At 58.3% G+C, this 20,541-nt stretch carries 20 protein-coding genes; 3 read left to right on the forward strand and 17 right to left on the reverse strand.

The genetic code is table 11. The annotated features are described in order from the left end of the window. Positions 1–7: 7 nt before the first annotated feature. The 11 genes from pal to aspS form a co-directional block, all read right to left on the reverse strand. Positions 8–580, reverse strand: a complete 573-nt coding sequence (gene pal, locus ACP86_RS00320; RefSeq protein ID WP_008169120.1) for a peptidoglycan-associated lipoprotein Pal — start codon at positions 578–580, stop codon at positions 8–10. A 67-nt stretch (positions 581–647) separates the two neighbouring features. Then, entirely contained in the window at positions 648–1,961 is a 1,314-nt protein-coding gene (gene tolB / locus ACP86_RS00325) for a Tol-Pal system beta propeller repeat protein TolB (RefSeq protein WP_053112181.1), read from the reverse strand. A gap of 16 nt (positions 1,962–1,977) precedes the next feature. Next, positions 1,978–2,958: a cell envelope integrity protein TolA gene (gene tolA, locus ACP86_RS00330; RefSeq protein ID WP_053112183.1), complete on the reverse strand. Its 981-nt coding sequence runs from the start codon at positions 2,956–2,958 to the stop codon at positions 1,978–1,980. A gap of 79 nt (positions 2,959–3,037) precedes the next feature. Beyond that, on the reverse strand, positions 3,038–3,484 hold the full coding sequence (tolR, locus tag ACP86_RS00335; protein ID WP_014577388.1) for a protein TolR: 447 nt from the start codon (positions 3,482–3,484) through the stop codon (positions 3,038–3,040). Between the two features lie 46 nt (positions 3,485–3,530). Continuing rightward, positions 3,531–4,220 (reverse strand): protein TolQ, encoded by a 690-nt coding sequence (gene tolQ / locus ACP86_RS00340; protein ID WP_014577389.1) that lies wholly within the window; start codon positions 4,218–4,220, stop codon positions 3,531–3,533. Positions 4,221–4,223: 3 nt separating this feature from the next. Next, positions 4,224–4,685: a YbgC/FadM family acyl-CoA thioesterase gene (locus ACP86_RS00345; RefSeq protein WP_014577390.1), complete on the reverse strand. Its 462-nt coding sequence runs from the start codon at positions 4,683–4,685 to the stop codon at positions 4,224–4,226. Then, positions 4,678–5,709 (reverse strand): Holliday junction branch migration DNA helicase RuvB, encoded by a 1,032-nt coding sequence (gene ruvB / locus ACP86_RS00350; protein WP_008169131.1) that lies wholly within the window; start codon positions 5,707–5,709, stop codon positions 4,678–4,680. Before ruvB ends, ACP86_RS00345 begins: the two co-directional genes overlap by 8 nt. A 132-nt stretch (positions 5,710–5,841) precedes the next feature. Further along, positions 5,842–6,471, reverse strand: a complete 630-nt coding sequence (gene ruvA / locus ACP86_RS00355) for a Holliday junction branch migration protein RuvA (RefSeq protein WP_053112185.1) — start codon at positions 6,469–6,471, stop codon at positions 5,842–5,844. Positions 6,472–6,501: 30 nt separating this feature from the next. Continuing rightward, the gene (gene ruvC, locus ACP86_RS00360) at positions 6,502–7,029 is read right to left on the reverse strand and encodes a crossover junction endodeoxyribonuclease RuvC (protein WP_014577393.1); all 528 of its coding nucleotides are present in this window, start codon (positions 7,027–7,029) and stop codon (positions 6,502–6,504) included. 18 nt (positions 7,030–7,047) lie between these two features. Continuing rightward, on the reverse strand, positions 7,048–7,791 hold the full coding sequence (locus tag ACP86_RS00365) for a YebC/PmpR family DNA-binding transcriptional regulator (protein ID WP_053112187.1): 744 nt from the start codon (positions 7,789–7,791) through the stop codon (positions 7,048–7,050). A gap of 25 nt (positions 7,792–7,816) precedes the next feature. Further along, complete coding sequence (gene aspS / locus ACP86_RS00370; protein ID WP_053112189.1) at positions 7,817–9,625, reverse strand: aspartate--tRNA ligase; 1,809 nt, start codon at positions 9,623–9,625, stop codon at positions 7,817–7,819. Positions 9,626–9,833: 208 nt separating this feature from the next. On the opposite strand from aspS, the gene fabR reads away from it, so the two are divergent. Continuing rightward, entirely contained in the window at positions 9,834–10,451 is a 618-nt protein-coding gene (gene fabR / locus ACP86_RS00375; protein WP_008169141.1) for an HTH-type transcriptional repressor FabR, read from the forward strand. A gap of 13 nt (positions 10,452–10,464) precedes the next feature. On the opposite strand, the gene ACP86_RS00380 is transcribed toward fabR, so the two are convergent. The 6 genes from ACP86_RS00380 to guaB form a co-directional block, all read right to left on the reverse strand. Beyond that, positions 10,465–10,905 carry an HIT domain-containing protein gene (locus tag ACP86_RS00380; RefSeq protein ID WP_094182508.1) on the reverse strand — a complete coding sequence of 147 codons (441 nt, stop codon included), beginning with the start codon at positions 10,903–10,905 and terminating at the stop codon, positions 10,465–10,467. Between the two features lie 17 nt (positions 10,906–10,922). Next, positions 10,923–12,266, reverse strand: coding sequence for a UDP-glucose dehydrogenase family protein (locus ACP86_RS00385; protein WP_053112193.1), 1,344 nt, complete (start codon positions 12,264–12,266; stop codon positions 10,923–10,925). 30 nt (positions 12,267–12,296) lie between these two features. Beyond that, positions 12,297–13,292, reverse strand: coding sequence for a UDP-glucose 4-epimerase GalE (gene galE, locus ACP86_RS00390; RefSeq protein ID WP_053112195.1), 996 nt, complete (start codon positions 13,290–13,292; stop codon positions 12,297–12,299). Positions 13,293–13,301: 9 nt separating this feature from the next. Then, on the reverse strand, positions 13,302–13,805 hold the full coding sequence (tadA, locus tag ACP86_RS00395) for a tRNA adenosine(34) deaminase TadA (RefSeq protein WP_014577399.1): 504 nt from the start codon (positions 13,803–13,805) through the stop codon (positions 13,302–13,304). Between the two features lie 20 nt (positions 13,806–13,825). After that, on the reverse strand, positions 13,826–15,403 hold the full coding sequence (gene guaA / locus ACP86_RS00400; protein WP_053112197.1) for a glutamine-hydrolyzing GMP synthase: 1,578 nt from the start codon (positions 15,401–15,403) through the stop codon (positions 13,826–13,828). 62 nt (positions 15,404–15,465) lie between these two features. Continuing rightward, on the reverse strand, positions 15,466–16,929 hold the full coding sequence (guaB, locus tag ACP86_RS00405) for an IMP dehydrogenase (RefSeq protein ID WP_008169151.1): 1,464 nt from the start codon (positions 16,927–16,929) through the stop codon (positions 15,466–15,468). A gap of 192 nt (positions 16,930–17,121) precedes the next feature. Between guaB and xseA the strand changes: the two genes are divergently transcribed. Beyond that, positions 17,122–18,510, forward strand: coding sequence for an exodeoxyribonuclease VII large subunit (xseA, locus tag ACP86_RS00410; protein WP_053112199.1), 1,389 nt, complete (start codon positions 17,122–17,124; stop codon positions 18,508–18,510). A 103-nt stretch (positions 18,511–18,613) separates the two neighbouring features. Then, positions 18,614–20,488, forward strand: a complete 1,875-nt coding sequence (locus tag ACP86_RS00415; protein ID WP_053112201.1) for a propionyl-CoA synthetase — start codon at positions 18,614–18,616, stop codon at positions 20,486–20,488. The last annotated feature ends 53 nt before the right edge of the window (positions 20,489–20,541 follow it).

A 20,541-nucleotide genomic window follows, 5' to 3' on the forward strand; every position in this document is an offset into this window, starting at 1 on the left:
TGTGTGATTACTCAAATACGAGTTCTACACGACGATTCTGGGCCCAGGCGCTCTCGCTGGAACCCATCACGGCCGGCTTCTCTTCGCCATAGCTTACGGTCTCGAGCTGGCCACGTGAAGCACCGTTTACAATCAGGAAACGCTGAACGGCGTTAGCACGACGCTCGCCAAGGGCCAGGTTATATTCCTTGGTACCGCGCTCGTCGGCGTGACCCTCAATGCGGACGTTCTGACCCGGGTTGTTGGCGAGGAAACGGGCATGTGCCACCAGGACATCGCGGGCTTCCTGCTTGATTTCAGCCGTATCGAAATCAAAGTAGAAGGTGGTGATTTCACGCAGGGCCTGTTGTTCGGCCTGCTTGCGAGCTTCCATACGCTCTTCTTCGGTCATGGCTGAAGAAGAAACACCGCCCTGGTCGTCACCTCCGTAAACAGTGGATCCACCTTCCTGGTCTACAGCAGCCACATCGGAACCATACTCGCCGCCTTCTTCGGAGGTACCACCGGTAGAGCTACAGCCCGCTACCAGACCGACGGACAACAATAGTGCGAACGCTTTTGATTGAGCTGAAAAATTCATGTTTTCTTCCTTTCAGTTGAGTGACGTTATTGCTTGAACAATGGCCAACACCGGAAACCTCCGGGAGTCAGCGAACCAAAGGTCCCCAGGCGGGCTCACGGACATCGCCTTCGGATGCCGGCAAGCTGTACGCTGCTCCACCATCCGCGGAAATAACCGTGAGCACGTTGCTGCCATTCTGCCGGGTAGCGTAGATCAGCATCCGGCCATTGGGCGCAACACTGGGAGACTCATCAGACTCGGTGCGGGTTAGGATCGTTTCCTCCCCGGTTTTCAGTTCGGTACGGGCAATGTGAAATGCCCGATCGCGCTGGTGAACGTAATACACATAGTTACCGTCATTGTCGGGCCTTGGCCGAGCGTTGTAACGGCTGCCGAAGGTGATACGACGAGGCTCCGCACCCGGTGTATCCATGTGGTAAATCTGCGGACCTCCGGACCGGTCCGACGTAAAGAAAATGCCCTTGCCAGTGGCGTCATAGCTCGGCTCGGTATCAATAGACCAGTGGTTCGTAAGCTTGGTCAACTGCCGGGTATCCAGGTTCATCCGGTAGATCTCGGCATTTCCGTCTTTCGAGAGGGTCATCAACAACGATCGGCCATCGTCGGACCAGGCCGGCGCCGAGTTGAGCCCCGGAAAGTCGGCCACTTTGGTGCGATTGCCGGTTGCAAGCTCATGAACAAAAATCACCGGTTTCCCTGTTTCGAACGACACATAGGCCAGCTTTTCCCCGTCTGGCGACCATGCCGGTGACAGGATGGGTTCCTGGCTTTCAAGACGGATTCTGGCGCGCTTGCCGTCCACGTCACTGACCTGCAGTCGGTAACGGGGTTTGCCGTTGGCGGTATCAAGCGTGATATAGGCAAGCTTTGTTGAGAAGGCACCCGGCACGCCTGTGATGGCCTCATATACCTTGTCGCTGATGTGGTGAGCGAGCGAGCGCATATTGGAGGCAGGTGCCGCCGCAGTTTCACCGAGAATCCGTTCCTCGCGGTTTACATCGAACAACTCATACCGGGCCTGAACACGGTCACCACTTCGGCTGAGGCCCCCCACAAGGACATAGCGCTGGCCCAGCAGGCGCCAGTCCCGGAAATACACTTCCTCCCGCCTGGATGGCAGGCTCAGCATCTTCTCGGGAGGCAGAGTCCGGAATTCGCCCGTCATGGTCAGATCCGCCTGAACAATGCTGCTGACCTTGTCGCCAGCGGGCATCTGTCCAGACTCGGCGAAAGGCACCACTGCAACAGGAATGGCCGAATCCGCGCCTTCAGTAATCCGGATCAACAGCTCAGCCCGGGCTGCCGAAACCGCGAAAAAGATCAGCACCGTGGCGGCAAGAAGCGTTCTGAACGGTTTGTGCCAAATCCGATGTGTCATGGTGTTATCCGCATCCTTATCTCAACCGGCGTGGGTTGAATTCAATCGTAAACTGTCGGAAATACCGTTCAAAGGTATCCCGATCATTGGGTATCGGGTAACGACTCAGGGAACGCACCGCCCCCAGAGCGGAGTTATCGAACGCTGTATTCCCGCTGCTACTGACCAGCCGCACCCCGGCAAGCTCACCCGTCGGTAACAGCGTAATCTGGAGCCGCGCGGTCATCTCTTCAGTAGCCGAACTGGGCGGATACCACGCCTGGCTCAAGCGCTCACGGATCAGAGCCTGGTACTTCTCACTCTCCGACAGCATCTGGGCTTCCCGCGCTTTCGCAGCGGCCGCCTCTCTCTGGCGACGGGCTTCCTCTTCCCGGGCCCTCTGAGCCGCCTCCGCCTGGGCTTCAAGCTGCTGTTCCCGGAGCTTGCGCTCTGCCTCGAGGCGCTTGCGCTCAGCTTCCTGGCGAGCCAGTTCCTCCTGGCGCTTTCGTTCGGCCTCTTCCCGCTTCCGCTGCTCTTCCTGCCGCCGCTTCTCTTCTTCGGCTTTTCGTTCTGCCTCTTCCTGACGGCGTTTTTCTTCCTCAGCTTTCTGCCTGGCCCGCTCCTTGGCTTCCGCTTCCGCCTTTTGACGGGCAGCCTCCGCTTCACGGGCTTTCCGGGCTTCGCGTTCTTTCGCCTCTGCTTCCTGTCGCTCCTGCTCTTTCTGCTGCTGGAGCCGGTTTTGTTCTTCCTGTCGCTTCTGCTCTGCAATGCGACGGGCTTCTTCTTGCTGCCTCTGTCGTTCAGCTTCTTCCTTGCGACGCTGCTCTTCGGCCCGGCGTTCTTCGTCCCGCTTTTGCTGATCGACGGGCTCTACCACCGGGCTCGGTTCCGGCTCCTGCTGGGTAATCAGCCGGGCCGATATGCTCCTGGGTGGCGGCTCATGATCGGTGCTGGTCCAAGACCAACCCGCAAGCGCAATGCCCAGAATCAACAGGTGCAACGTGACCGAGAGCGCCACCGGAGATTTCCATGGTGGCACGCCTGTTGTGGTTACTTCGCGCTGGTGATCTCTCACAACACTCCTGCCCGCAACACTATCAATTGTCGTCCCGCGGTGATTCGGTGATCAGGCCGATACTGCTCGCCCCGGCACCCTGCAACTCGGCCATCAACCGAACAACTGTGCCGTAAGTAACATTCTCATCGCCGCGAACCAGAATCTCACTGGAGGCCCGTTGCGAGAGGATCTTGGAAACCTGGGCACGCAGGTCGGACAGCGTCATAGGGTCACTGCCTTCGTCTCCGATCTCGACGTAGTACGCTCCGTTTGCATCAACCGAAACAATGATGGACTCAACATCCTTGTCAGACTGAATAGGATCGGAAGTGGTCTGGGGCAGATCAACCTTCACCCCTTGCGTCAGCATCGGGGCGGTGACCATGAAGATGATCAGCAGCACCAGCATTACGTCAATGTACGGAACCACGTTGATCTCCGACATTGGCTTGCGCCGGTTTTCCGGCATCATTCCCATGCCTTTCATAGAACTGTGCTCCCGGGCTGATTCCTGCCTCTAATTACCAACCACATCATGCGGCGCCCTTGTCGCTCTGATGGACGCGGCGATGGAGGATGCTGGAAAACTCATCCGCAAAGGTTTCGTAGTTCTTCAACAGGGCATCGGACATGGCGGAAAAACGGTTATAGGCAATAACCGCCGGTATTGCGGCGAACAGACCCATGGCGGTTGCGATGAGGGCCTCGGAGATGCCGGGCGCCACCGTCGCCAGTGTCGCCTGCTGAACTTGTGCCAGCCCCCGGAACGAGTTCATGATGCCCCAGACGGTACCAAACAGACCTACATAAGGGCTGGTGGAGCCGACCGTCGCCAGAAAAGGCAGGCTGGCCTCCAGCCGCTCGTGCTCCCGGGAAAAGGCGACCCGCATTGCGCGCTGTGTACCTTCCATGACCGCATCGGCATCCCGGCTTTGCTGGCGCAACCGGGAAAACTCCTTGAAACCGGCCCGGAACAGGGATTCCATGCCGGAAAACGGTGTTGGATCGGCATTCACCTCCCGGTACAACTGCCCCAGATCCATGCCTGACCAGAAACGCTCCTCGAACGCCAATTGCGCCCTCTTGGCCTTCCGGAACACCTGCAGGCGCTGGAAAATCAAGGCCCAGGACATGATTGACGCCAGGGCCAGCAAAAGCATGACCAGCTGAACCAAGACACCGGCATTGGCAATGAGGTACCAGACTGAAAGTTCTGAATCCACTTCTTACTCCTGGCTCGTTCTGTTTATCGTTTCGGTGGGCTGGACATTCCTGGCCAGCAATTCCTGCATATTCGTCGGTAACCGGCGGGGACGACCGGAATCAAGCGCTACGCAGGCTACCCGCACATCACTGTCACTCAGCAACTTTCGGTCTTCGGCCCGCATCACACGCTGACGGAAATCCATCCAGACTCTACCAAAAGCCACGGGTTCCGCAGTAACCAGCAGTTCGTCATCAAGCTTGGCCGGCACCGCATAATGAATGGTCAGCCGTTGCACCACATAACTGATATTGTCTGCCAGACCCGCCCTGAGGCCAACGCCGCAACTGCGCACCCATTCGGTTCGGGCCCGCTCCATGTAATGGAGATATTTGGCATGAAATACGATGCCACCAGCGTCGGTGTCCTCGATATAGACCCGAATCGGCAGTTCGAACCTTCCCTCTGGCGCCTGTTCAACCAAAAAGATCGTCCTCCCTGCCCGACTTCGGCGGAATCACGCCGAAATGCTGATAGGCGTTGGAGGTCACCATCCGCCCTCTGGGAGTCCGGACCATATAACCCTGCTGGATCAGGAAGGGCTCAAGCACATCCTCAATGGTGCCGCGCTCTTCACTGATCGCGGCAGCAAGGCTCTCGACCCCAACAGGGCCACCGTCGAATTTCTCGATCATGGCCAGTAGCAGGCGCCGATCCATGTGATCGAAACCCTGGTTATCCACTTTCAGCATATTCAATGCCTGATCGGCGATGTCAGAAGTGATACGACCGTCTGAGCGGACTTCCGCAAAATCGCGGACACGGCGCAACAGGCGATTGGCGATACGCGGGGTACCCCGGGACCGGCGGGCAATTTCGAACGCGCCTGCCTCATCGACGGCTACCGAAGACAATCTCGCGGAGCGCAGAATGATGCTGGTAAGATCTTCGGTGTTATAGAACTCCAGCCGCTGCACGATGCCGAAGCGGTCACGCAGCGGCGAAGTCAGCAAGCCTGCCCGGGTGGTCGCCCCGACGAGGGTGAACGGCGGCAGGTCCAGTTTGATGGAGCGGGCGGCCGGGCCCTCACCGATCATGATGTCGAGCTGGTAATCTTCCATCGCCGGATACAGCACTTCTTCCACTGCCGCGCTGAGACGGTGGATCTCGTCAATGAAGAGAACGTCACCTTCTTCGAGATTAGTCAGCATGGCGGCCAGGTCGCCGGCTTTTTCAAGCACAGGACCAGACGTTGTCTTGATGGATACGCCCATCTCATTGGCGATGATATTGGCAAGGGTTGTTTTGCCCAGACCGGGCGGGCCAAAGATCAGAACGTGGTCCAGCGCTTCCTGACGACCCCGGGCCGCGGATATGAAAATATCCATCTGCTCACGGACCGTGGGCTGGCCGACATACTCGGCCAGCAGGGTCGGGCGAATGGCCCGGTCCTGTACTTCCTCATATTCACCGGCCCGGGCCGAGATCAACCGGTCGGATTCGATCATGGCATCACCCATAGTGTGGGAATCAACATCGTGCCTCACGTTTGCCCGCTATTCCAGCGCAGCCCCAATTGTACAAAGGGGTTAGCAGGTGTCACGTTACGCTCTCTACAGGTTCGCGACAGGTTCTGACGATCAGGCCGGAATCATGTTTCGCAGGGCCAGACGGATGAGCGTTTCACTACTCATTCCCTCCTCGGCCACTTTGCTGATGGCCTTGGCAGCCTCCTGGGGCTTGTAACCCAGAGCGATCAGTGCGGCTTCCGCCTCTTCAGTGGCCGCCGGCCCGCCAGCGGGGCCTTGTCCGCCCGGCTGCCCCACGCCTGTCGCCTCGGGCGACGTTGGCACAAATTGACCTTCAAGTTGCCCTATCCGGTCCGCCATTTCAATAAGAAGCCGTTCTGCTGTCTTCTTGCCAACGCCGGGGAGCTTGACCAGTGAGGCGGAGTCACGATCCTCAACGCAGCGAATGAACTGCTGTGCGTCCAATCCGGAAAGAATGCCAACGGCCAGCTTAGGGCCAACCCCATTGACCTTGATCAGCAGGCGGAAGAGGTCCCGGTCCAGGCTGGAAGCAAAGCCGTAGAGGCTCTGGGCGTCTTCTCGGACGGCAAAATGGGTGTGCAGGGTGACTTCATCGCCGGTCTCCGGCAGATGAAAGAAGGTGGTATAGGGGATGTCGACTTCATAGCCCAGGCCCGCGCACTCAACCAGCGCCTGGCCCGGAGCCTTTTCAACCAGAATACCTCGGATACGACCAATCAAGCTGAATCTCCTGTCGCTCCTGGGAGCGGTTTATTGTTGTCGCACGCGACCGCTTCGGACTTTTCCCGCGCCACTGGCCACCCGCAGAATACTCTGGCTCATGTGGGCGTGGCACATGGCAATGGCGAGCGCATCGGCCGCATCCGCCTGGGGTTTGCGTGAAAGCGAAAGCAACACCTGAACCATGTGCTGAACCTGAGATTTGTCAGCGCCGCCCTTGCCGACCACCGCCTGCTTTACCTGCCTCGCCGAGTATTCATGAACCGCCAAGCCACTGTTGGCGGCACTGACGATGGCCGCGCCGCGGGCCTGACCGAGCTTCAGAGCCGAGTCAGGATTGCGGGCCATGAACACCTGCTCGATGGCAAATTCTTCCGGCCGATACTCTCCGATCAGGGTGGCAAGGCTCTGGAATATGGTCTGGAGGCGTTCAGCCATGGGCTTCTCGCCCACCCGGATACAACCACTGTCGATGTACTCGATGTGTCGACCATCTGCCCGAATGACGCCGTAACCGGTAATTCGTGACCCCGGATCAACGCCCAGAATTATCGCCACATCAATGCTCCTGACTGGTCAAAGCGATTCCATGATGTCGCCGGAGATATCCGCGTTATGGTAGACATTCTGAACATCGTCCAGATCTTCGAGCATATCAATGAGCTTGAGGATGGTTTCCGCGCCGTCCCGATCCAGCTCAACCCGCGTGGATGGAACCATGGTTACTTCAGCATTGTCCGGCACCAGTCCCGCATTGACCAGAGATTCCTTGACGTCCAGAAACTGCTCGGGTGTGGTTACGATTTCCCAGGAACCGTCGTCCTCGGCCGCAAGGTCTTCGGCACCGGCGCTGAGTACGGCTTCCACCAGCCTGTCCTCTTCCCACTCCGGACCGTAGCTGATAATTCCCTGCTTGCTGAACAGGTAGGCAACCGATCCGTCGGTACCGAGATTGCCACCCATCTTGTTGAACGCGTGGCGGATTTCAGCCACAGACCGGTTTTTGTTGTCGGTCATGACTTCCACGAATATCGCCACACCACCGGGGCCATAGCCTTCGTAGGTCAGCTCTTCGTAGTTGTCATCATCGCCACCACCGGCGCCACGTTCAACCGCGCGCTCGATGGTGTCTTTTTTCATATTGGCGGTTAGCGCCTTGTCGATGACGGCGCGCAGGCGGGGATTATCATCGGGATTCCCCCCGCCCTGGCGCGCGGCCACGGTCAGCTCACGAATGATTTTGGTGAAGATCTTGCCCCGCTTGGCATCTTGTGCCGCCTTGCGGTGCTTGATGTTGGCCCACTTACTGTGACCCGCCATACAGCTCCTCCCTTAAATCACTGACTTACTCGTTGCCCTCACCGGCTTCCGCCTTGTTGCCTTCAACCGGCTTTGACGGCTTGCGCAGACGGATATGCAACTCACGCAGCTGCTTCTCATCCACTTCGCCCGGCGCCTGGGTCATCAGACAGGTGGCACTCTGGGTTTTCGGGAATGCGATAACGTCACGGATGGACGAAGCCCCGGTCATCAGCATGACCAGGCGATCCAGGCCGAACGCCAGACCACCATGGGGCGGGCAACCAAACTTCAGGGCATCCAGCAGGAAGCCGAACTTGGCGCGGGCTTCCTCTTCACCGATACCCAGAATACGGAACACCGCTTCCTGCATTTTCTCATCGTGAATACGGATGGAACCGCCGCCCAATTCAGTGCCGTTCAACACCATATCGTAGGCGCGGGACAACGCGTTGGCGGGGTCTGCGGCCAGATCTTCCGGACTACAGGACGGCGCGGTGAACGGGTGGTGAATCGCGGTCAGGCCGCCGTCAGGAGTTTCCTCGAACATCGGGAAATCGACAACCCAGAGCGGCGCCCACTCGGAAGTCAGCATGTCAAGATCGTGACCGATCTTGATCCGCAGTGCGCCGAGGGCTTCATTGACCACGTTGGTTTTGTCCGCGCCGAAGAACACGATGTCGCCGTCTTCGGCACCCACACGCTCCATGATAGCCAGAGCAACATCATCACCCAGGAACTTGATGATCGGAGACTGCAGACCTTCAACGCCCTTGGACAGGTCATTGACCTTGATATAGGCAAGACCTTTGGCACCGTAGATACCAACAAACTTGGTGTAGTCGTCAATCTGCTTGCGCGTCAGCTCGCCGCCTTTCGGCACACGCAGAGCCGCCACACGACCTTTCGGATCCTTGGCAGGACCTGCGAAGACCTTGAAGTCCACGCCTTCAACCAGATCATTTACATCCAGCAGCTCCAGCGGGATTCGCAGATCCGGCTTGTCGCTGCCGTAACGTTGCATTGCCTCCGCATACGGCATTTGCGGGAAGCACGGCAGTTCAACCTCCAGCACGTCCTTGAACAGCGCCCGGATCATGTCCTCGTTCAGCTTCATCAGGGTCTCTTCATCAATGAAAGAGGCCTCGATGTCTACCTGGGTGAACTCCGGCTGACGATCTGCACGCAGGTCTTCATCCCGGAAACACTTGGCGATCTGGTAATAGCGGTCAACACCAGACACCATCAGCAGCTGCTTGAACAGCTGGGGCGACTGGGGAAGCGCGAAGAAGGAGCCTTCGTGGGTACGGCTCGGCACCAGATAATCCCGCGCGCCTTCCGGCGTGGCACGGGTCAGGATAGGAGTTTCGACATCCATGAAGCCGTTGCTGTCGAGGTAGTTACGGATATAACTGGTCACCCGGGAACGGAAACGCAGGCGGTTGATCATCTCCGGACGACGCAGGTCCACAAACCGGTAGCGCAGACGCACGTCCTCGCCAACGTCGACATGCTCATCCAGCGGGAACGGCGGCGTTGCCGCAGCGTTCAGGATAGTCAGCTCCTTACCCAGAAGCTCAACCTGCCCGGTCGGCATGTTGTTGTTCTCGGTTCCGGCAGGACGACGACGCACCCGGCCGGTGACCTTGATCACGAACTCGCTACGGACTTTTTCCGCAAGCGCAAAGCTCTCAGGGGTATCAGGATCCACAACAACCTGAGACATACCATCCCGATCCCGCAGATCCAGGAAGATAACCCCACCGTGGTCACGACGGCGGTGTACCCATCCGCAAAGTGTGACTTCCTGATCGATGTGGGATTCGTTGATCCCACCGCAATAATGACTGCGCATACCGGTTCCCGTTACGTTTAATGTGTTCAAATATGGTGCGTGTTCTGGATCGCTTGAAAAATGGTGCGACCATAGCGGAAAAGCCGCCCATTATAAACACAATGGCGGTGAAAATCAGGCGTGCGAGCACGCAAATCAAGCGGTCGGATGACTGCAGGTTGGCAGCCGGCTAGAATGCTTCTTTTTTACCAGCAGATGGAGTCTGAACTTGGCCACCAGAGCGGAGCAAAAACAGAAAACCCGGCGGGCACTGATGGATGCGGCGCTCTCGCAATTGAGTGCGGACCGGGGCTTTGGCAGTCTGAGTTTACGGGAAGTTGCCCGGGAGGCGGGAATCGCCCCCACGTCTTTCTACCGGCACTTTGCCGAGCTTGATGAACTGGGCCTGGCTCTGGTGGACGAAGGCGGCGTTGCCCTGAGACAACTAATGCGTCAGGCCCGCAAGCGGATTGCCCGTGATGGTGGCAGCGCCATTTCCACTTCTGTAGAAACCTTCATGGAGTACTTGGGCAACAATGCCAACCTGTTCCGGCTGATGCTTCGGGAAAGGACCGGGGTTTCCAAGCCTTTTCGGACAGCCGTAAAGGCCGAGATTGACCACTTTGTGACCGAACTGGCCGATGACCTGCGGCGGATCGCCGACGAGCAGAACAAGCCCCTCTCAGAAGCCAGGCTGGTGGCTGAGGCCATGGTAACGCTGGTCTTCAACCAGGGGGCAGAAGCGCTGGATGCAACCGCTTCCGAACGTGATGAGCTGAAGGCCAAGCTGAAAACCGAGCTCAGAATGATCCTGGTCGGCTCCCAGACTCTGGCGAAACGCAACTGACCTCACTTTCGAACTAAACACCGGCCTCAAGCTCAGCAAGAACCGGGGCCAGTCTTGAGCGAACCTGCTCCAGTTCCTCATCGGAATAAGCAACCGGCGCCTGCTTGCCCCACACCGGGCCCGGCCATGCCGGGTCGCCTTCGAACCGCACGATATGATGAAGATGAAGCTGGGGCACCATGTTGCCAAGGGCTGCGAGGTTCATCTTGTCGCCGCCGAAGACATCCATCATGGCTTCGCTGAGCGCGGAGGACTCGCGTACCAGCTGGTGCTGCTGGTCCGCCGACAACTGGTAGATCTCACGGATGCCGGCGACCGCCGGCACCAACAGCACCCAAGGCCAGGTGCTGTCATTCATCAGTCGGATTTCACAAAGCGAGGTGCTTCCAAGGCCAATTGTGTCGGCCTTCAGTCGCTCGTGTAACCGGAAAACTGCCGGTTCGCTCATACTCATCCTCCGATTATCTGGGTTTACTCGGAGTGGAACTGGGTGCGGCCACGGCCAATGGCGTAGTAAATGAGGCCGTAGCGATCCAGCATTTCCGGCTCGTAGAGATTGCGGCCATCAAAGACCACAGGTTCACGAATGGTCGCAGCAATGGATTCGAAGTCTGGCGACCGGAACTCTTTCCACTCGGTGCAGATAGCGAGAACATCTGCCCCTTTAAGCGCCTGCTCTTTCGTGCCGCACAGGGTCAGGCCTTCCTGATCACCGTAGATTCGCTGGGTTTCCTCCATGGCCTCCGGGTCGAAAGCCTGCACTCTGGCGCCGGCTTTCCAGAGATCTTCCATTAATGTGCGGGAAGAAGCTTCGCGCATATCGTCGGTGTTAGGTTTGAACGCCAGCCCCCAAAGCGCAACGACCTTGCCATTGAGATCACCACCAAAATAGTGGCTGATCTTGTCGAACAACACGTGTTTCTGGGCGTAGTTAACCGATTCAACCGCATTCAGCAAGCGTGCTTCGTAACCGCAGTCGCTGGCAGTTCGGGCCAGGGCCTGAACGTCTTTGGGGAAGCAGGAACCGCCGTAACCGCAGCCAGGGTAGATGAAGTGATAACCAATACGCGGGTCGGAACCAATGCCCCGGCGCACAGCTTCGATATCAGCGCCCAGTCGCTCTGCCAGGTTGGCGATTTCGTTCATAAAGCTGATCTTGGTGGCCAGCATGGAGTTGGCCGCGTACTTGGTGAGCTCGGCAGACCGCAGGTCCATAAATATCATGCGGTCATGATTCCGGTTGAACGGGTAGTAGACCTCCCGCAGCAGTTCCGCAGCCCGCTCGCTGTCGGTACCGACAACAATGCGGTCAGGCTTCATGAAATCGTTGATGGCCGCCCCTTCCTTGAGAAACTCGGGGTTGGACACCACGTCGAAATCCAGTTCCAGGCCACGACGGTCGAGCTGGGCACGAACCGCAGTCCGGACCTTGTCGCCGGTGCCGACCGGCACCGTGGACTTGTCGACGACTACCTTGTAGTCCTCCATGTATTCGCCGATGGAACGGGCTACAGCGGTGACATACTGGAGGTCGGCAGAACCGTCTTCGTCCGGGGGCGTACCCACGGCAATAAACTGGAGTGTGCCGTGACGAACGGCCTCTTCGGTATCGGTTGTGAAGGACAGGCGGCCTGCCTCAACGGTGTGCTTTACGATATTGTCGAGACCCGGCTCATAGATGGGAATCTGGCCATTCTTGAGCTTTTCAATTTTGCCCTGGTCCACGTCCATACAGAGGACGTCGTGGCCAACATCCGCCAGGCAAGCACCAGTAACCAGGCCAACATAACCGGTTCCAAAAATCGTTATTTTCATCCGTTAAATCCCGATACAAATACAGAAAAGTTATGGGGTGTCTTCAGCTTTTTTCTTCTGCCAGGTCGCTTCCCAGGCCAGAGCTGTGCCGACAATGGTATCCAGATTGTCGTAGTCCGGCTGCCAGCCCAGGGTCTGGCGGATAAGTGTGTTGTCCGCCATCAATGCTGCCGGGTCGCCGGCGCGGCGGCCGGTTTCCGTGACCGGAAAATCAACGCCGGATTGCGCCTTGACCACATCAATCACTTCCCGGACCGTGAAGCCGCGACCATAACCGCAGTTCATGACCTTCGAATGACCACCTTCTGCCATGTAGTCCAGCGCCATTACGTGGGCCTTGGCCAGGTCCTCAACGTGGATGTAGTCGCGAATGCAGGTGCCGTCCCGGGTATCGTAATCGGTGCCGAAGACACTCATGCCTTCCCGCTGTCCTGTGACGCACTCGCAGGCCACCTTGATCAGATGCGTGGCTTCAGGTGTGGCCTGCCCTAGCAGCCCTTCCGGGTTCGCGCCTGCCACATTGAAGTAACGGAGAATCACATAATTGAGGCTGGAGGCTGCGGCCAGATCCATGATCATCCGCTCGCTCATCATCTTGGACGCACCGTAGGGGTTGATCGGGGCCAGCGGCAGACCCTCGGTGAGCACCGTCTGCTCGGGCATACCATAGACGGCCGCGGTGGAGGAAAACACCATGTAGGGCACTTCGTGCTTTTCGACCGCTTTCAGGAGGTTCAGGGTATTGCGGGTATTGTTGCTGTAGTACTTCAGGGGGTTGGCGACAGACTCCGGCACCACAATATTGGCCGCGAAATGCAGAACCGCCTCAAATCGGTGACGGGAGAACAGATCTTCGATTGCCGCTTCGTCGGCCAGATCCCCGACCACCAGTTCGCCGGCGGTGACCGCCCAGCGGTAGCCAGTGGAGAGGTTATCGAAAACAACGATATCGTGACCGGCCTGGCCCAGTTGACGGACCACGTGACTGCCAATATATCCGGCTCCGCCGGTAACGAGGACTTTCATAGGCGAAAACTACTCCTTCCCTGAATTCTGTTTGCGCAGACGCCGGATCTCTGCCCGTCGCCGACTGAAAAACTCACTGATCACCTGGCTGCACTGATCTGACAAGACGCCGCCAACGGCGGTCACGTCCCAGTTCAGATGGGGCTCTTCGAGTGTCCGGCGTGCAGACTCTATTGCACCGGCCTTGGGCTCACGTGCCCCATAGACAAGCCGACTGATTCTGCCGTGGACGATAGCACCCACGCACATGGTACAGGGCTCCAGAGTAACGTAAAGCGTGGCATCCGGCAGCCGATAATTGCCCACCCGGGCGGCGGCATCGCGCAGCGCCCTGATTTCGGCATGGGCCGTGGGATCGCAACCGGAAATCGGCGCGTTAAAACCCGCGCCGATTTCCTTGCCATCCAGAACCACCACGGCACCGACAGGCACTTCCCCCTTTGCTGCAGCCTCACCAGCCAGCTGGAGCGCGCGATTCATCCAGCGCTCGTCTTCCGGCGTCGCCTCAGACATCGGACCGGCTCACCCGTCGATTATTCCCACTCGATGGTTGCGGGCGGCTTGGACGAAACATCGTAGGTCACCCGGGATACACCGGTGATCTCATTGATGATCCGGTTGGAAACGGTCTCAAGGAGATCGTAAGGCAGATGCGCCCAGCGGGCGGTCATGAAATCGATGGTTTCAACAGCACGAAGAGCCACCACGTATTCGTAGCGGCGGGCGTCACCTACCACGCCAACCGACTTGACCGGCAGGAATACTGCAAAGGCCTGACTGGTCTTGTGGTAGAAATCCGCACGGTGAAGCTCTTCCAGGAAAATGGCGTCCGCGCGGCGCAGAATATCGGCATATTCCTTTTTCACTTCACCGAGAATACGCACGCCCAGACCCGGCCCCGGGAACGGGTGGCGGTACACCATGTCGTAGGGCAAACCAAGCTCAAGGCCGATCCGGCGCACCTCATCCTTGAACAGCTCCCGCAGCGGCTCCACCAGCTTCATTTTCATGGTTTCCGGCAGGCCGCCCACATTGTGGTGGGACTTGATAACGTGCGCCTTGCCGGTCTTGGACGCAGCAGACTCGATCACGTCCGGATAGATCGTGCCCTGTGCCAGCCAGTTCACGTCCTTGATATTGGCCGCTTCATCGTCGAACACGTCGATAAAGGTATTGCCTATGATCTTACGTTTCTGCTCTGGATCATTGACCCCTTTGAGCTTCGACAGGAACAGGTCCTCGGCATCAACCCGAATCACTTTTACGCCCATGTTGCTGGCGAACATGTCCATCACCTGGTCGCCTTCATGAAGGCGCAGGAGACCGTTGTCCACAAACACACAAGTGAGCTGATCACCGATTGCCCGGTGCAGCAGTGCTGCCGTCACCGAGGAATCGACGCCACCCGACAAGCCCAGCAACACCTTGTCGCTGCCGACTTGCTCGCGAATTTGCTGAACCGCATCATCGACGATCTTGGCCGGCGTCCAGAGGGCTTCGCATTTGCAGATAGTCAGGATGAAATGCTCGAGAATCCGCTTACCCTGCAGGGTGTGGGTTACTTCGGGGTGGAACTGGACGCCGTACAGGTTCCGGCTGAGATCCTGCATCGCGGAAATTGGCGCGCTCTCGGTGGAGGCCAGCAGCTCGAAGCCTTCAGGCATCGCCACCACCTTGTCACCGTGGCTCATCCACACGTCCAGCAGCGACTCACCAGCCGGCGTCAGATGATCCGTGATATCCGCCAGCAGCGGACCCTTGGCGCGAACCTTCACCTGGGCATAACCGAACTCGCGTTTCTCGGAACTGGCAACGCGGCCTCCAAGCTGCTCTGCCATAGTCTGCATGCCGTAGCAGATGCCGAGAATCGGGATACCGCGGTCAAACAGCCCTTCCGGCGCCCGGGGACCGCCCAGCTGAGTTACCGACTCCGGACCGCCTGCAAGAATAATCCCCTTCGGATTGAACTCATTAAGCTCGTCATCGGTGATATCGAACGCTTTGATCTCACAGTAAACGCCGATCTCGCGAACACGGCGGGCAATCAGCTGGGTGTACTGGGAACCGAAATCGAGAATCAGGATGCGGTGGTCGTGGATGTTCTGGGCCATGGAGTCCTCGGGGCTGAATAAACAACGCGGCCCTCTGGGGGCCGCGTCTGGTAGGGCAATGGTTAACCGATACGGTAGTTGGGCGATTCTTTGGTGATGGTCACATCGTGCACATGGCTCTCACGCATACCCGCGTTGGTGATGCGCACGAATTCAGGCTTGGTGCGCATTTCTTCCATGGTGGCGCTACCGGTGTAGCCCATGGCAGCCCGCAGGCCACCAACCAGCTGGTGAACGATGTTACGCATCGGACCTTTGCAGGCAACGCGGCCTTCGATGCCTTCAGGAACCAGTTTCTCGATACCCTTACTGGCGTCCTGGAAGTAACGATCGCTGGAGCCCTGCCCCATGGCGCCGATGGAACCCATGCCGCGATAGGCCTTGTAACTGCGGCCCTGGAACAGCTCCACTTCGCCAGGTGCCTCATCGGTACCTGCCAAAAGGCTACCGATCATGACGCTATGGGCGCCTGCGGCGATGGCTTTGGCAATATCACCGGAGAAACGGATACCGCCATCAGCGATAACCGGGACTCCGTGCTCTTTCAGCGCTGCTGCCACGTTGGAGACCGCAGAAATCTGGGGCACGCCAATACCCGCCACAATACGGGTGGTGCAGATGGAACCGGGGCCAATGCCTACCTTTACTGCATCCGCGCCGGCTTCCGCCAGGGCGAGCGCCGCATGTGACGTGGCGATGTTGCCGCCAATCACCTGCACATCGGGGAAATTCTTCTTGATGAAGCGCACGCGTTCCATCACACCACGGGAATGACCGTGAGCGGTATCCACCACGATCACGTCGACCCCGGCTTCGGCCAGTGCGGTAATGCGGGCTTCGGTGTCGCCACCGGTGCTCACGGCCGCGCCAACTCTCAAACGACCCTGATCGTCTTTACACGCCAGCGGGTAATCTTTCGCCTTCTGGATATCCTTGACCGTGATCAGGCCGCGCAGCTCGAAGTTATCGTTAACGACCAGAACCTTCTCGATCCGATGGCGATGCAGCAGCTCTTTCACTTCCTCGAGACAGGCGCCTTCCTTGACCGTAACCAGCTTTTCCTTGGGCGTCATGATATCCCGAACCAGCGTGTCCATCCGGCTTTCAAAACGGATGTCGCGGCCAGTGACGATACCGATCAGGTCGTGGCCGTCCACCACCGGAAGACCGGAGATGCTGTTCGCCATGGTGATATCTACCAGTTCGCGAACCGTTGTCTCGGGCGAAACTGTAATCGGATCCTTCACCACGCCACTCTCGAACTTCTTGACCTTGCGGACGGCTGCCGCCTGTTGCTCAACGGTCATGTTCTTGTGCATGATGCCGATACCGCCTTCCTGAGCCATGGCGATGGCCAATTCTGCCTCGGTAACGGTATCCATGGCGGAAGACAGAAGAGGAATGTTGAGGGTGATACCCTTGGTCAGCTGGGTTTGCAGGCTAACCTCGTGGGGCAGCACTTCTGAATATCCGGGAACCAGCAGAACGTCATCAAATGTGAGGGCTTCTTCGGCAATTCGCAGCATTGGGATCCGCCTTTTGATCGTGCTAAGTTGGGAATTTCCGTGCCGTACCCGCGGCGGTACGACAAAGCAAAATCCTTAATCGATCTATTATAATGGGGCTCTCGAAGACAGTAAACCGGCCCTTTTTTAAGGTTCGATTGCATCTTTTTGAAATTTCGCTATTTTTACCCTCCCTCTTTTCGGCTATTGCGTATGTATAACGACGGATCAGGACCGGCGACGCCGCATCTTCAGGACACCCGCCCCCGGGCACTCAGCGTCAGCGAGCTCAACCACCAGGCCAGACATCTTCTGGAATCGAGCTTTATGCAGGTGTGGGTGGAAGGTGAACTCTCCGGATTTTCTCGCCCCTCGTCCGGCCACTGGTATTTTTCCCTGAAAAACCGGAAATGCCAGGTGCGATGCGCCATGTTCCGGGGCATGAACCAGCGCATCCGCACACCACCGAAAGAGGGCGATCAGGTCCGGATCCGCGGCAAGGTCACTCTTTACGAGAACCGCGGCGACTTCCAGATTATCGTTGAACACGTCGAACCTGCGGGGCTCGGCGCCCTCCAACAGGCCTTCGAGGAGCTCAAGCGGAAATTGCTGGCCGAAGGACTGTTTGAACAGGCCAGCAAGAAACCGCTGCCCTCACTGCCCAGGCACATCGGTGTCGTCACCTCACCCACCGGCGCCGCGATCCACGACATACTCACCGTTCTCGCCCGGCGGTGCCCCGCTATACCCGTAACGCTCTACCCCACTGCCGTTCAGGGCAAGGCGGCTACCGCTGACATCGTACGAGCCATCGAAGCCGCACAGAACCACGGCGTTGCCGATGTCCTGATTATCGGCCGTGGCGGTGGCTCTCTGGAGGATCTCTGGTGCTTCAATGAAGAAGCGGTCGCCCGCGCGATTGCCGCTTGCCGGATCCCCACGGTCAGTGCGGTTGGTCACGAGGTGGATGTAACCATTGCCGATTTCGTGGCTGATCTTCGGGCCCCGACGCCCTCCGCGGCCGCCGAAAAGATTTCGCCGGACCAGTCAGACTGGCTTAAACAGCTAAGAGACCGGGAATTCCGCCTGTCCAACGCCATGGGCCTGGCCCTGAAGCGCCTGGGCACCCAGCTCGGACATCTGAGCGCCCGGTTGCGCGACCCAAGAAGGGAGCTTCTGGAGAAAGCCCAGCGAATGGATGAGCTTGAACTGCGCCTCCGTAAAGCTATTCGACAGCGCCTGACAACCGTTGGCGTGCGCAATGATCACCTGCGCCAGAGACTGGTCATGCAGTCGCCGCACCGCCAGCTCTCGGATAGCCAAGACGCGCTGCGGCGCGTGAGCGAGCGATTGGTTTCGGTAATGCAGCAGGACCTGAAACAGCGTCGCGACAACCTGGAACATGCGGCGCAGACTCTGAATGTGGTCAGCCCCCTTGCGACCCTTGGACGGGGTTATTCCATCGTGCGCGACAACAACGGGAACATTCTTCGGGATGCCTCAAACGTTAACCCCGGCGACACCATCTCAGCCCGCGTTGCACGGGGTGAAATGACTGCGAAGGTGACTTCGGTCAAATCTGCAGAAGAAACTGGCCCCTAGACCCCCGAGACTAAGCCAATGGTCTACTAGTCCATGATTTCAAACGGCCTAAAGTTGTCAGGAAACGTATTAAAACAACAACAGGCACGATGAGGTGGAATGTATGGACTACCACTCAGAGTTCCGGCGGTCGATAGACAAACCGGACGAATTCTGGCGTGAACAGGCGGAAAAAATTGACTGGATCGAACCGCCGAAAACCATCTGGCAGCCAACCGACAATGGGCACGGGCAGTGGTTCCCCGACGGCACCCTGAACACTTGCGATGTGGCACTGGATGCCAACATCCGTGCAGGGCGTGGCGACCAGAAAGCCCTGATCTACGATTCTCCGGTTACCGATACCCAGCGCTCCTACACCTACAACGAGCTGACCGATGAAGTGGCCCGGTTCGCTGGAGCCCTCAAAGACCGTGGCATCACCAAGGGCGACCGGGTCATCATCTACATGCCGATGATTCCGGAAGCCGTCATTGCAATGCTCGGCTGCGCCCGGATTGGCGCCATTCATTCTGTGGTCTTCGGCGGCTTTGCAGCCCATGAGCTTGCGGTTCGCATCGATGACGCCAAACCGAAGGCTGTGATTACCGCTTCCTGTGGAATCGAAGTCACCCGTGTGATCGAGTACAAGCCCCTGGTCGACAAGGCCATTGATCAGGCCAGCCACAAACCGGAAACCTGCATCGTTTACCAGCGCCAACAGGTACAGGCCGAACTTCAGGCTGGCCGTGACCACGACTGGAACGAATTGATGGAAACGGCCGAACCAGCCGACCCGGTGCCCGTCAAATCAACAGACCCGCTCTATATTCTTTACACTTCAGGCACCACCGGTAAACCCAAAGGTGTGGTGCGCGACAACGGTGGTCATGCGGTTGCGCTGAACTACAGCATGAAGCTGGTCTACGACGCCAAACCCGGCGATGTTTACTGGGCTGCCTCTGACGTTGGCTGGGTCGTCGGCCACAGCTACATCGTCTACGCGCCATTGTTTGCGGGTTGCACGACCATCATGTACGAGGGCAAGCCGGTGAAAACACCGGATGCCGGCGCCTTCTGGCGAGTGGTTCAGGATCACAAAGTGAACATGCTGTTCACTGCCCCGACCGCATTCCGGGCCGTCCGCAAGGAAGATCCGGAAGCAGACCAGCTTTCACGCTACGACATCAGTTCACTGAAAAGACTGTTCCTGGCCGGCGAGCGACTCGATCCCGCCACCTATGAGTGGCTGAAAGAGCACACTGGCCTGCCGGTTCTCGACCACTGGTGGCAGACCGAAACCGGTTGGGCCATTTGCTGCAATCCGGTGGGAATCGAGTTAATGGCGACCAAACCAGGTTCGGCAACCGTTCCCTCCCCTGGCTACAACGTGCAGGTAGTGGACATGAACGGCAGCCAGATGCCCGCCGGCGAGCAGGGTCAGATTGCTGTAAAACTGCCACTGCCACCCGGCTGTATGATGACAGTCTGGGGCGACGATGAGCGATTCCGCAAAACCTACCTGGAACCGATATCCGGATTCTACAGCTCCGGCGACGGCGGCTTCATTGACGATGACGGGTACGTGTTCGTTATGGGCCGTACCGATGACGTTATCAATGTCGCTGGCCACCGGCTCTCTACCGGTGAGATGGAGGAAGTCGTCGCTTCCCACCCGGCCATAGCCGAGTGCTGCGTCGTGGGTGCGCACGATGATATGAAAGGGCAAATCCCCATAGGGCTGGTTCTGATCAAGGACGGCGCAACCATCGACCATGACGAACTGGAAGACGAGCTGGTGGAGATGGTTCGAGACAAGATTGGCGCCATCGCCTGTTTCCGCCGCGCCCTGGTGGTTGATCGCCTGCCCAAGACCCGTTCCGGCAAGATCCTCAGACGGGTCATCCGCCAGATTGCCGATGGCGAGGAATACTCGGTGCCCAGCACCATTGATGACCCTGCCATTCTGGAAGAAATCAGCGAGCAGTTCCGCCGCTGACAGAGCCACCGTGAAAGCTGCCCGCCCCGCCCGAACCGGGGGCGGGCAATTTT

This window comes from Marinobacter sp. CP1 (genome assembly GCF_001266795.1).
In the GTDB taxonomy this organism is placed as follows: Bacteria; Pseudomonadota; Gammaproteobacteria; order Pseudomonadales; family Oleiphilaceae; genus Marinobacter; species Marinobacter flavimaris.

Coding starts and splice junctions, on each gene's coding strand:
- pal (WP_008169120.1), bottom strand. CDS start 580: ATGAATTTTTCAGCTCAATCAAAAGCGTTCGCACTATTGTTGTCCGTC.
- tolB (WP_053112181.1), bottom strand. CDS start 1,961: ATGACACATCGGATTTGGCACAAACCGTTCAGAACGCTTCTTGCCGCC.
- tolR (WP_014577388.1), bottom strand. CDS start 3,484: ATGAAAGGCATGGGAATGATGCCGGAAAACCGGCGCAAGCCAATGTCG.
- ruvB (WP_008169131.1), bottom strand. CDS start 5,709: ATGATCGAATCCGACCGGTTGATCTCGGCCCGGGCCGGTGAATATGAG.
- ACP86_RS00365 (WP_053112187.1), bottom strand. CDS start 7,791: ATGGCGGGTCACAGTAAGTGGGCCAACATCAAGCACCGCAAGGCGGCA.
- aspS (WP_053112189.1), bottom strand. CDS start 9,625: ATGCGCAGTCATTATTGCGGTGGGATCAACGAATCCCACATCGATCAG.
- ACP86_RS00380 (WP_094182508.1), bottom strand. CDS start 10,905: ATGAGTATGAGCGAACCGGCAGTTTTCCGGTTACACGAGCGACTGAAG.
- ACP86_RS00385 (WP_053112193.1), bottom strand. CDS start 12,266: ATGAAAATAACGATTTTTGGAACCGGTTATGTTGGCCTGGTTACTGGT.
- galE (WP_053112195.1), bottom strand. CDS start 13,292: ATGAAAGTCCTCGTTACCGGCGGAGCCGGATATATTGGCAGTCACGTG.
- tadA (WP_014577399.1), bottom strand. CDS start 13,805: ATGTCTGAGGCGACGCCGGAAGACGAGCGCTGGATGAATCGCGCGCTC.
- guaA (WP_053112197.1), bottom strand. CDS start 15,403: ATGGCCCAGAACATCCACGACCACCGCATCCTGATTCTCGATTTCGGT.
- guaB (WP_008169151.1), bottom strand. CDS start 16,929: ATGCTGCGAATTGCCGAAGAAGCCCTCACATTTGATGACGTTCTGCTG.
- xseA (WP_053112199.1), top strand. CDS start 17,122: ATGTATAACGACGGATCAGGACCGGCGACGCCGCATCTTCAGGACACC.
- ACP86_RS00415 (WP_053112201.1), top strand. CDS start 18,614: ATGGACTACCACTCAGAGTTCCGGCGGTCGATAGACAAACCGGACGAA.